General features: G+C 44.0%; 10 protein-coding genes and 2 CRISPR repeat arrays. Of the genes, 8 read left to right on the forward strand and 2 right to left on the reverse strand.

What is annotated here, in order from left to right:
* Nucleotides 1-1085: SNF2-related protein (locus ACEYV4_RS06925; protein ID WP_373842610.1), on the reverse strand; the 1085-nt coding region annotated here is incomplete at its 3' end.
* Complete coding sequence (locus ACEYV4_RS06930) at nucleotides 1066-1263, reverse strand: VRR-NUC domain-containing protein (RefSeq protein ID WP_373842611.1); 198 nt, start codon at nucleotides 1261-1263, stop codon at nucleotides 1066-1068. The genes ACEYV4_RS06925 and ACEYV4_RS06930, both read right to left, overlap by 20 nt.
* A gap of 24 nt (nucleotides 1264-1287) precedes the next feature.
* Nucleotides 1288-1742: a CRISPR direct-repeat array (repeat unit 28 nt; unit sequence GTATTCCCCACGTATATGGGGGTGATCC).
* Nucleotides 1743-1869: 127 nt separating this feature from the next.
* Here ACEYV4_RS06930 and cas3 point away from each other — a divergent pair.
* Genes cas3 through cas2e form a run of 8 tightly spaced genes read left to right on the forward strand, consistent with a single transcriptional unit; the run spans nucleotide 1870 to nucleotide 11171 of the window.
* Nucleotides 1870-4590: a CRISPR-associated helicase Cas3' gene (gene cas3 / locus ACEYV4_RS06935; protein ID WP_373842612.1), complete on the forward strand. Its 2721-nt coding sequence runs from the start codon at nucleotides 1870-1872 to the stop codon at nucleotides 4588-4590.
* Nucleotides 4583-6331, forward strand: coding sequence for a type I-E CRISPR-associated protein Cse1/CasA (locus tag ACEYV4_RS06940; protein WP_373842613.1), 1749 nt, complete (start codon nucleotides 4583-4585; stop codon nucleotides 6329-6331). The genes cas3 and ACEYV4_RS06940 overlap by 8 nt, the downstream gene beginning before the upstream one ends.
* Nucleotides 6315-6902, forward strand: coding sequence for a type I-E CRISPR-associated protein Cse2/CasB (gene casB, locus ACEYV4_RS06945; RefSeq protein WP_265891023.1), 588 nt, complete (start codon nucleotides 6315-6317; stop codon nucleotides 6900-6902). Before ACEYV4_RS06940 ends, casB begins: the two co-directional genes overlap by 17 nt.
* Nucleotides 6903-6920: 18 nt before the next feature.
* Nucleotides 6921-8012, forward strand: a complete 1092-nt coding sequence (gene cas7e, locus ACEYV4_RS06950) for a type I-E CRISPR-associated protein Cas7/Cse4/CasC (protein ID WP_373842614.1) — start codon at nucleotides 6921-6923, stop codon at nucleotides 8010-8012.
* Nucleotides 7993-8697 carry a type I-E CRISPR-associated protein Cas5/CasD gene (cas5e, locus tag ACEYV4_RS06955; RefSeq protein ID WP_373842615.1) on the forward strand — a complete coding sequence of 235 codons (705 nt, stop codon included), beginning with the start codon at nucleotides 7993-7995 and terminating at the stop codon, nucleotides 8695-8697. The genes cas7e and cas5e overlap by 20 nt, the downstream gene beginning before the upstream one ends.
* An 18-nt stretch (nucleotides 8698-8715) precedes the next feature.
* On the forward strand, nucleotides 8716-9345 hold the full coding sequence (cas6e, locus tag ACEYV4_RS06960; RefSeq protein ID WP_373842616.1) for a type I-E CRISPR-associated protein Cas6/Cse3/CasE: 630 nt from the start codon (nucleotides 8716-8718) through the stop codon (nucleotides 9343-9345).
* 3 nt (nucleotides 9346-9348) lie between these two features.
* Nucleotides 9349-10299 (forward strand): type I-E CRISPR-associated endonuclease Cas1e, encoded by a 951-nt coding sequence (cas1e, locus tag ACEYV4_RS06965; RefSeq protein ID WP_373842617.1) that lies wholly within the window; start codon nucleotides 9349-9351, stop codon nucleotides 10297-10299.
* Nucleotides 10296-11171 carry a type I-E CRISPR-associated endoribonuclease Cas2e gene (gene cas2e / locus ACEYV4_RS06970; RefSeq protein WP_373842618.1) on the forward strand — a complete coding sequence of 292 codons (876 nt, stop codon included), beginning with the start codon at nucleotides 10296-10298 and terminating at the stop codon, nucleotides 11169-11171. The genes cas1e and cas2e overlap by 4 nt, the downstream gene beginning before the upstream one ends.
* 29 nt (nucleotides 11172-11200) lie before the next feature.
* Nucleotides 11201-11535: a CRISPR direct-repeat array (repeat unit 28 nt; unit sequence GTATTCCCCATGCATGTGGGGGTGATCC).
* Nucleotides 11536-11573 lie beyond the last annotated feature (38 nt).

Consider the following 11573-nt stretch of genomic DNA (forward strand, 5'->3'; position numbering starts at 1 on the left):
ATCAAAGCTAAAGGAATCTTACCGGCATTCCAGTCCTGAATGTCACGGGGTGTTTTGATCTCACGAACCTTGAAACGACTTTTAATCTGGATTAGATCATGTTTGAACCAGTAAGCTACCAAGACAGGTTTACCATTAGCAGCTTCAACCAAATCTTCAAGGGCATCAAGTTTTCGCTGGTGAATTTGAACAATCTGCTGCTGGTCGTCGTAGACACAACCATTTGCCATCTGGCAAAGTTTATTCGATAGACTGGCTGCGTTGAGGGCATCGATTTGTTTACCCTGGGTTGAAACTACTAGCTGGGCGTTAAGCTCATCATAGATAGCCTGCTCACTATCACTCATTTTTACCGGAACGGTGTTCATAGTTAATGGTGGCAGCTTCAAGTAGTCCTTAGACTTCATAGAAATGGTGATGTCATCAATGGCGCGGTAGATACTTTGTTCAGCACCGGGCTTTGGCTTGTAAGTGAAGACTTGATACATATTGCGTTTGTCGGGGTCAAAGTAGTTCATCCGGTAAGATGAGATAAAGCGGCCAAGTCGTTGGCCCATGTCCAGCACGCGGAATTCCGCCCACAGATCCATCAAGCCATTAGACGACGGTGTGCCTGTTAAGCCAACCACGCGCTTAATCAGTGGTCGCACTCGTTTGAGGGCTTTGAAGCGTTGCGAGCGGTAAGACTTAAAACTGGAGAGTTCATCGATCACCAACATGTCGTAGTCAAAGGAAGTACCAGAGGATTCAATTAGCCATTTTAAGTTTTCCCGATTAATGATATAAATGTCGACATCTTGCTGCAGTGCTTTGATCCTTTGAAGCTTAGAACCAGTGACGACTGAATAGTTAAGGCCTTTTAAGTGGTCCCATTTTTCAATTTCTTCTGGCCAGGTTTGTTTAGCCACGCGCAGTGGAGCGATAACTAATACCCGTTGAACTTTCCCCTGCTGAATAAGTTGTTTAATAGCAGTTAGGGTAATGACGCTTTTACCTAGTCCCATATCAAGCAAGATTGCTGCCACAGGATGATCCAGAATAAACTGAGTTGCGTATTGTTGGTATTCATGCGGTTTGTATTGCATCTAGCATTCCTCCAATCTGTCCAAATTGGTCACAAACAAAGACCTGGTAGCCAAGTTGTTTTAATTGGCTTAGCCTTTGCACTTGGAGTGGTCGGGGGCGTTTACCGGGAGCTTTCATCTCTACAAAGCCCATGTGACCATCAGGCAGGAGGACTAACCGATCAGGGACTCCGGCCATAGATGGTGAGGTGAACTTCAGGTAGTATTCCCCACGTATATGGGGGTGATCCCCGTGACCAATGCCCAGTCGTTACATCATGCCAGTATTCCCCACGTATATGGGGGTGATCCCAAGTGGGGTGATCGAATGCCGGAAGCCTTGATGTATTCCCCACGTATATGGGGGTGATCCATTAACTTTGATTAAGTACGCTATTCACCGTTAGTATTCCCCACGTATATGGGGGTGATCCTTCGTTCAAACCGCGATTAACGTCTTGCAATTGGTATTCCCCACGTATATGGGGGTGATCCCACATGGCATGGATTACTCATTGGTTCCCAAGGGTATTCTCCACGTATATGGGGGTGATCCTATTTCTCAGCAGTTCAGCAACGACCAGCTGACGTATTCCCCATGTATATGGGGGTGATCCTTTCATTGATCTGAAGTACATCTAAAACTATCACCTATTCCCCATATTATGGGGGTAATAAATTACTTCGGTGCAAGCAATGAGTATAATTTACTTTGGATAGTAAACAAATAGCCTTTGCTTTATTAAATAAACATGGGTAGAATTGAGGTAAGCGTTTTCGAGAGACTAAAGATGGGGTGAAATTATTGGCAGAATTAACTAAACGTGCTTCTTCTTTGTGGGCGAAGAAGGAGAATCGTGATGGTCAGGAATTGTGGCTTCCGTTGGTAGCACACTTAGTTGATACACAAAACGTTATTAACTGGCTATATAACCATTGGCTGAATGGTAATCAGCAATTGATCATAAAAGAAAAGTTATCGCAGGATGAGATCGAACACCTTATTAAATTCGTTGGCTTCTTTCATGACATCGGTAAGGCAACGCCAGCATTTCAGACTAAGCCATCATACAACCGTGATCAGGAGCTTGATAGTGAGCTCCTGGAGAAACTGCTTCGGCATGGATTCACAGACCTGAGTGATTTTATGCCTTCTGACCGGAGAAAGTCACCACACGCGATTGCCGGAGAAACAATATTGGAAGAAAATGGCCTGGATGTTTCAGTGGGTGCAATCGTTGGTGCCCACCATGGTAAACCAGCTGGCCAAAATTTCGATTCTTATGATCAAATTTGTGATTATACGAGCAATTACCTCCAATCAGATAGAGACAATCAAATACAAGAAAATTGGGAAAAGGTACATCGGGAACTGATAAATTATGGCTTACATTTATCTGGATATGCAAAACTAGAAGAAGTTCCAACTATTAGCCAAGAACAGGCAGTTCTGTTGACGGGCCTACTTATCATGGCTGATTGGATTGCCTCCAGCGAGTATCTTAACGATGATTTAGCTCAACCAATGTTCCCGTTGATTCGTCTAGAACAGGGCTTTGAAGATTTAGATATGAAGGCACGCTTGGAGCACGCAATTAACACTTGGGATATTAGTGGTCATTGGCTATCCCAACCAATAGCTGATGTTGACGGCCATTATCAACAACGATGGGGATTTAAGCCTCGGGTCGTCCAACATTTAATGTCTGAAGTCATCGGTAAAATTAATGATCCTGGTATGATTATCATTGAGGCGCCGATGGGGATTGGTAAGACTGAGATTGCTCTGACGGCAGCAGAGCAATTGTCCTTTACGAAGAACATAACAGGACTATTTATGGGCTTACCAACGCAGGCTACTAGTAATGCAATGTTTAGTCGAGTTGACAAATGGGTTGATAGTCTTGCTAAGGAAGAAAATACAGTTTTGCCAATTAAATTGATGCATGGAAAGGCACAATTTAATGAAGAAAACCGTAAACTACCACGGGCGGAAAACATTGATGATCAAGGTTCGGTGGCAGTAAATAGTTGGTTTTCCGGCAAAAGATCAATGTTGGCTGACTTTTCAATTGGGACGATTGATCATTTACTTCTAATGAGCTTGAAACAGAAACACCTTTTCCTGCGTCATCTTGGGCTGAGCGGTAAGGTGGTAATTATTGATGAAGTCCACGCTTATGACACGTATATGGATTCTTATCTAAACCGTGCTCTCCAATGGCTGGGGGCATACCATATCCCAGTAATTGCACTCTCGGCTACTTTACCGAAGAAAAAACGGACCGAATTAATCGAAGCATATTATCGTGGAAAGTATGGTCATAAGCTGCATGATCACGGTGATTGGCAAGAAAGCCAGGCCTATCCACTGCTGACTTACCTTGATGGTGAAAAGGTAAAGCAGTTCGATGATTTTCCGCAAACATCTGATCCTAAGAAGGTCAAAATTGTTCGGCTAAATTGTGAAGATAAACAGTTGATGAAGAAGGTAGTCGATACCATAAAAGATGGCGGAGTAGCCGGTGTCGTCGTAAACACTGTTAAGCGGGCGCAAGAGCTATACGAAATGGTTCCTGAAGGCATCCCTAAACTTCTTTTACATTCAGCCTTCCTGGCGACGGATCGAGCTAACCTGGAAGAAAAACTACAAAAATGTATTGGTAAAGGCGCCAATCGTCCTGAAAAGATGGTGGTAATAGGCACCCAGGTGCTTGAGCAATCGCTTGATATCGACTTCGATGTTCTATTTACTGATATTGCACCGATGGACCTGGTTTTACAGCGGATGGGAAGAATGCACCGTCATAATATTAAACGTCCGCAGCAGCTCGTGACACCAACAACCTATGTTCTTGGCATTAATTCTCTGGGTGACTATGGGGATGCCAACGAAGCCATCTACGAGAAATATTGGTTGATGAAGACAGATCATTTTCTTCCTGACACTGTCCAATTACCTAATGATATCTCTAAATTAGTTCAAGCTGTATATGATCCAGAAACAGATGACGATATTCCTGGGATTGAAGAACCGCGGCGTGATGAGGAGGTTGTGGTCGAAAAAGAAGAGAATAAGGCTAAAGCCTATCAAATTGCCACCCCTTATCCCGATGAGGATATTCATGGCTGGCTCGACCGTGATCGTGAGGGTATCGATAATGACGCAACCGCGGAAGCAGCTGTGCGTGATATCAAGGAGTCAATTGAGGTGGTACTGGTTCAACATACTCCAAGCGGCGACTATCTGATGGACGGTCGGAGCCTAGATGATGTTTCTGACGATGTCGTTGCCCAACAATTGATTCGTTTACCAAATGCGGTAACACCTGACATCGCTAAGACCATTGAAAAACTCGAACGGCTGACTGAGAAGTACTACCATAGTTGGCAGGACAGCATTTGGCTGAAGGGGATGATCGCGTTGCCGTTGGATCAAAACTTTAAAGCTGATTTTAATGGTTGGCAGATTCACTATTCTAAGGACCTAGGACTTATGTACAAAAAGGATGGGGAAGATGAGTGAAAAACATTTTAACTTGGTAACTGAACCCTGGATAAAGGTGATTGACGACCAAAACCAGGAAAGAGAAGTATCAATGGAGGAGCTATTCACTAATACTGCGCATTATCGTCAGTTAGCTGGCGAAATGAAGGCTCAGGATCTTGCAATATTGCGCTTCCTACTGGCAATCCTTACAACCGTTTATTCGCGTTATGGTGCCGATGATCAACCATATGATTGGCTTAAACTCGATGAACAAATGCGGCCAGCTTCTTTTGATGAGGATGCTTTCGACAGCGAATGGCATCATATCGAGGACGAACTATTAAACACATGGCATAAGCTCTATCGAACTGGGCATTTTTCCAAAGTGGTTCTTCAGTATCTACATAAATATTCAAAACACTTCGACCTTTTTGATGAGGAAGTTCCCTTCTATCAGGTTACTAAGGAGCAATATGACTCCATCGTTCCCCAAAATAAGGTAGTTGCCAAGGGGAAAGGAACTGTAGCTGTTAAACAGATGAATCGGACCATTTCGGAAAGTAACAATAAGCCGGATATTTTTTCACCTAAGACGCCCATCCACAAGGACGATATTTCACCAGAAGCATTAGTCCGTTGGTTGATTACCTACCAGAACTTCACTGCTGTGACCGATAAGACTAAGATAACGGCCAAAGAGAAGTTTTCGGTTTCAAAAGGCTGGTTGTATGGATTAGATCCGGTATTTGTCGTTGGTAATAATCTTTTTGACACTTTGATACTAAATTTGATTGTCGTTCCGCAGAACTCGGAGTTTAGTGAGAAACTGATTAATCAAAGACCAGTTTGGGAGTTCTCCACAATGGATTATATCCAGGTACGGCGGGATGATCATTTTCCACAAAACTTAGCTCAGCTATATACTGTTTGGTCTCGGGCAATCCATATTGAATGGAATAATGATCGGCCTCAGATTTTCAGTGCTGGATTACCAAAGCTCAGTGGTGAGGAAAACTTCTTGGAACCGATGACCACTTGGAAACAAGATAAAAAGACGAAGGAGTATAAGCCCAATCTCCGCTGGATAAATTCGTTAGGTAAGGCGATGTGGCGTAATTTTGGACAATACGTTCGGATTAACACCAGTGGCAGTGCAAGTGGTGACCGTGAACCTGGAATAGTTACCTGGTTAAATGTGCTAAAACGAAGAAAATTTATTAGGCGTGACCTACCGCTTCATTTGATGACTGTTGGGTTGATTAATGATGGAAACGCCACCTCCCAATCACCTGCGGCTGAATTTGCCGATGAGATGCAAATTAATGCCGATGTTTTATTTGATGAAAATAAGACTAAGCGAAACTTTTGGCCTAAACGAATAGAGGATACGGTTGAGCTGACAGATAAGATTGGCTCCCTGGTTTGGCATTTTGCTAATAATGCCGGTAACCTACGAGGATTAAATGATCCTGGTTCTTTTGCCGGTAGAGTATCTGCTAGGTTTTTTGAGCAACTGAACCAGCCATTTTATGAATGGTTAGCAGGACTTACCAATAATGATGAACGTGATGAAAAAGTTAACAACTGGAAAAAGACGGTAGATAGAATTGCATCATCGACCGCGAAAGAGCTACTTAACAGTGCAACACCATTGGAGATTCGGGGTAAAGATAAGGACGATCAGTTAATAAACATTTTTGTCTATTATCGAATCTTTAGGGCTTCGGTGGCTAAGACATTAGACTTGGGAGGTAAAAAGAATGACGGCAAAAATTAGAAGCGTAACCGCTCGGATTATTAGGCAATTATGGTCAGACGGCGCATATGACAAGGCGACACTAGCCGCACTGCGAAGTTCAAACAGCATCTTGAACCGAAATGCTACCGCCGTTTGGCCACTGCTGCTTTCAAATATGGAGAAGGGAGAGCTTAGCCGTGATGGTAGGCCTACCTATGCAGAGCAGGCCGTTTATGCGGCGTTACGCTGCTATGCAATTTATCAGCAAGGCAAGAACAGTGAGCACCTTGTTTATGCACCGGCCGGTAAAGATGGAGATGGGCAGGAGCTTTTTACGACCCTATCTGGATTGCGAAAAGTAGAGGACACTCGGCAGGCACTTGACCGACGGGTGCAAACGGTACTGGGAAATAGTAATCCAGAAAGTGTGATCAATACTATTTATCACCTCGTTGCTATTCTGAAGAGTAGGTCATCCCAAGCGACAATCGACTTTGCCCGGCTTGCCCAAGATCTTTATTACTTCCAGCTGAACAGTGAGTTGGCCCGTCAGATTTGCCTAAAGTGGGGACAACAATACTACTATGTTGCTAAGAATGAAAAAAATTAAAGAGGAGAATTAGTCATCATGAATACTCAAAACTTATACGTCGATATCAATGTGCTACAGACCGTCCCTTCATCGAATATTAATCGAGACGATACGGGTGCCCCAAAGACCGCAATTTATGGTGGTGCAACTCGTTCACGTGTTTCATCACAGAGTTGGAAACGGGCAGTGCGGAAAGCTTTCGGTAAACAAAGTGATGGTGCGAACTGGTTAGAAGGTATTCGTACCACCCGGGGACCATTACTGCTGGCTAAGAAAATGCAGGAACTTGATAATAATCTGAGCGATGAAGAGGCTTTGAATAAAGCAATTGATGTTTTTAATAAGTCAAAAATCAAGCTGGATAAGAAGACCAATCGGACCAAGGCTTTATTGATGTTGAGCAATGGTCAAGTCGAAAAGTTGGCCAAGTACGCACTGGAAAATGATGAACTTGATGGTAAGGTAATTAAGAAAGCTTTGCAGAGTGAATACTCCTTAGATATGGCCCTCTTTGGGCGGATGGTTGCCGATGACCCGTCATTAAACGTTGATGCGGCATGCCAGGTTGCACATGCAATTTCGACACATGAAATTGTTCCTGAGTTTGACTACTACACGGCGGTGGATGATAAGAAGGAAGATGAGGAGTCTGGTTCAGCAATGATCGGGACAATTGAGTACGATTCCGCAACGTTGTATCGGTACGCCAACGTTAACGTGAATGAGCTAATTCATAGCCTAGGTGATTCCGACGTTGCTGCTAAGGGCTTGGGCCTCTTCATCAAGGACTTTATTATGTCGATGCCGACGGGGAAACAGAACACTTTTGCCAACAAGACGATACCACAATACGTATTGATTACTGTTCGTCCGGATACACCAGTCAACTTGGTATCCGCTTTTGAAGAACCTGTTAAGTCGCGGGATGGGTATGCTCAGCCTTCTGTAAAGAAGTTGGAAGAGGAATATCAAGAGACGCAAACGTTTGTAGAAAAGCCATTGGCAACTTATGTTCTGACGAATAAAATTTCAGAAATTGGTAATCAAGTAGCTGGTATTGACGACCTGGTTGATAATGTCGTAAAGACGATTGAAACGAGGGTTAGCGATGAAAACTCTAACGATTAATCTTGCAGGGCCATTGCAAGCGTATGGAAACGAGGCATCATTCAGTCGACGGACTAGCTACCTTGCACCCTCAAAGAGTGCGGTTTTAGGAATGATTGCGGCGGCGCTTGGCTATCGAAGAGATGACTCACGGATTTCTCAGCTCAGTGAGCTTCAAATGGCGGTTAGGGTTGACCAACCAGGACGAACAATGACGGACTTTCAGACGGTCGAATACGATCCTAAACGTCCCAGAAGCTTATCCTATCGGGATTACTTACAGGATGCGGTGTTTGTTGTTGCAATTAGTGGTGATGATGGGCAAATTGATCGGATTCATAATGCCTTGCGCCATCCTAAGTTTCAGCCGTACTTGGGGCGGCGTTCAAATGTGCCGGCTGGTCCGTTGAAGACAAGAATTTTTCCTGACCAAAATCCAGTAGAGACTTTAAAAACATATGAATGGCAGGCAGCAAAGTGGTATCAACAGCGACAAAAACAGGCAGCTTATTCAGCTAAAATATTAGCTGATGCTAACCTAATACCGAATGGCAGATCGAACTCATTTGTTAAGGATAACGTTGGCAGCTTTAATCAGGATCATCGTTGGCATAGCTATCGTGCAGTGACAAGCATGTATGTCTCCTTAAAAAACAAGTATTTCAAAGAATTGGACACAGAGCACGATATCATGGCAAACATATAGTAGATGAGAAGGGATGCTATGTATTTATCAAGAGTTGAAATTGACGATAGTAATCGTCAAAAAATAAGAAACTTAAGTCATCTGGGTGCTTACCATAATTGGGTGGAAAGTAGCTTTCCTGATGAAATTGCGAAAAGTGAACGCTTACGACACTTATGGCGGATCGACCGACTTCATGGGAAACGCTATCTGTTGATTGTCAGTCAAGAAAAGCCCAAGCTTGATGAATTAGAACGATATGGTGTTGCTGGTACCGGAATGACGAAGGACTATCAGCCATTTGTTGATCGAATCCGGGAGGGGGAAATGATGCGGTTCCGCTTGGTCGCTAATCCAACCTATCGGACCGATGGTAAGGTATACCCACATATTACAGTTGATCAGCAAAAAAGGTGGCTATTGGCGAAAGCCGCGATGGCGGGGTTTGAAGTTCCTTCGACGTCGGATGGTAGTAACCAATTCGAAATTGTTAACCGGCAATGGCCGGTCTTATATCACGGATGTCGGGTGCGGCTGAGCAGAGTTGCCTTTGAAGGTCAATTGAGAGTTACAGACGCCGACAGATTAAAAAAGGCTCTTATTCATGGAATTGGTCGTGAGAAAGCATATGGTATGGGGATGCTAACGGTAATCCCTGTAAGGAAATAGACAATGAAAAGTAATTATGGAGCCCCTAAAACTGAATTGAACGAACTCGGCCGTATCCAGGATCGAATATCTTTTTTATACCTGGAGCATGCACGGGTGAATCGTCAAGACAGTGCGGTAACCGTAACTGATCAACGTGGAACAGTATTTGTTCCATCGGCAATGGTGAGCGTATTATTACTTGGCCCTGGTGTTGACGTGACCCATCGAGCCATGGAACTAATCGGTGAAACCGGGATAGCTGTCGTCTGGGTAGGCGAACATGGTGTACGCCAATATGCTCATGGGCGTGCCCTAGGACATTCATCAAGATTCTTAGAACAGCAAGCTAAGCTGGTTTCTAATCGACGGACTAGGGTTGCTGTAGCCCGGAAGATGTATCAGATGCGTTTTCCTAAGGAGGACGTTTCGAAGCTAACTATGCAGCAACTACGAGGAAAAGAAGGGGCTCGAGTTCGCCGAGTTTACCTTGAACAATCGAAGAAAACCAATGTTCCGTGGGATCGTCGGGAGTACAAGGTCGATAGTTTTGATTCATCGACGCCAATCAATAAGGCATTAACCGCTGCTCACCAGGCGCTTTACGGGTTAAGCTGTAGTGTAATTGTGGCGCTGGGAGCTTCACCGGGATTAGGCTTTGTACACACAGGCCACGACATGTCATTCGTGTATGATTTTGCAGACCTATACAAGGCTAAGTACTCGATCCCCGTTGCCTTTGAGATGACTGCCAAACATGGTAATAATGATATTGTTGATTGGACAAGACGAGGAATGCGGGATGTCTTTGCAAACGGTAAGCTAGTGGTTCAGATGGTGCGCGACCTAAAAAGCTTATTAGATATTGATGATGATATTCCTGCCGAGACTATGCATCTATGGGATGATCGCCAGGGACTGCAAAAGTTTGGTGTTCAATATCACGAGTTTGATGATGAGGATGATGAAAACTGATAGTTATTACGCTAACTAAAGTACCACATTCATTGCGCGGTGATTTAACTAAATGGTGCCAGGAAATTCAGCCAGGAATTTATGTTGGAAACGTCAGTGCACGTGTTCGTGAGAGATTATGGCAGCGAGTGAACGAAAACATTGGACGAGGCGAAGCCACTCTCGTATATAATACAAATAATGAATTGGGATACACATTTCGGACAACACGGAGGGATAAAGAAGTCGTTGATGCCGATGGGATACCGCTAATGAAAACACTCTTTCAGACTAGTGAGGAAGAGCGACATGGTTTCAGTAATGCTTACCGTTTTCATCAAGCAAAGATTAGTAGCCATCGACGAGAACGTGGTGTTTCTTTTGCAGCCCTGGACCTAGAAACGACAGGACTAACGCCTTCAACGAATCAAATAATCTCAATTGGAGCGGTTAAAATTGAAAATGGCCAGTTAGCTTCATTTTACCGCCTAATAAAGATGGAGCCAGGAAGAGCGATACCGCCTGATATTGCTAGGGTTACTAAATTAAATAATCGTTTGCTCAACACTAAGGGAGTAGAAGTCAAAGAAGCCATTATTGATTTGCAGCATTTCGTGAAAAATATACCAATAATAGGATACAATTTACTATTCGATGAACGCTTTTTGCAAGCAGCAATTATAAGGTATAATATGGTTCAGTTTAATAACAAGATGGTAGATATTTTACCGTATATTAAACAAGTTGATAAGTTCTGCGATAATTATCATCTAGGAACAATACTTGCAAAGTATGGGATTGAGAACGAACAGCCGCATAATGCTTTATCGGATGCGAAGGCAACGATGCAACTGGCAGAGAAACTCATTAAAAAATACGATTTCAAAATATAGGGATCGCGTCGTAGTAGGGATCTTTTAGTGTATTCCCCATGCATGTGGGGGTGATCCTCGATTCCGCAGCCCGGTGTCGGTCCAGGACATAGTATTCCCCATGCATGTGGGGGTGATCCCACAACCGATGATGCCTTTTCTGGACAGTCTAGGTATTCCCCATGCATGTGGGGGTGATCCTCACCGCTTGGCGATTCACTGGTAGTTGATGATTGTATTCCCCATGCATGTGGGGGTGATCCCGGGGCGATTGCCTTGCCCGTAAAGAACGAAATGTATTCCCCATGCATGTGGGGGTGATCCTAATAGCGCTGGAGTTTAGCGATCCGTGGTGCAGTATTCCCCATGCATGTGGGGGTGATCCCAAGCACCGCATCTACAGTGACATAACCAACGGGTATT

Source organism: Limosilactobacillus sp. (assembly GCF_041859915.1).
Taxonomy (GTDB): Bacteria; Bacillota; Bacilli; order Lactobacillales; family Lactobacillaceae; genus Limosilactobacillus.

What these genes read in the sequence shown, in the direction of transcription:
- ACEYV4_RS06930 (WP_373842611.1), bottom strand. Translation starts at nt 1,263, where the DNA reads ATGGCCGGAGTCCCTGATCGGTTAGTCCTCCTGCCTGATGGTCACATG.
- ACEYV4_RS06940 (WP_373842613.1), top strand. Translation starts at nt 4,583, where the DNA reads ATGAGTGAAAAACATTTTAACTTGGTAACTGAACCCTGGATAAAGGTG.
- casB (WP_265891023.1), top strand. Translation starts at nt 6,315, where the DNA reads ATGACGGCAAAAATTAGAAGCGTAACCGCTCGGATTATTAGGCAATTA.
- cas7e (WP_373842614.1), top strand. Translation starts at nt 6,921, where the DNA reads ATGAATACTCAAAACTTATACGTCGATATCAATGTGCTACAGACCGTC.
- cas5e (WP_373842615.1), top strand. Translation starts at nt 7,993, where the DNA reads ATGAAAACTCTAACGATTAATCTTGCAGGGCCATTGCAAGCGTATGGA.
- cas6e (WP_373842616.1), top strand. Translation starts at nt 8,716, where the DNA reads ATGTATTTATCAAGAGTTGAAATTGACGATAGTAATCGTCAAAAAATA.
- cas1e (WP_373842617.1), top strand. Translation starts at nt 9,349, where the DNA reads ATGAAAAGTAATTATGGAGCCCCTAAAACTGAATTGAACGAACTCGGC.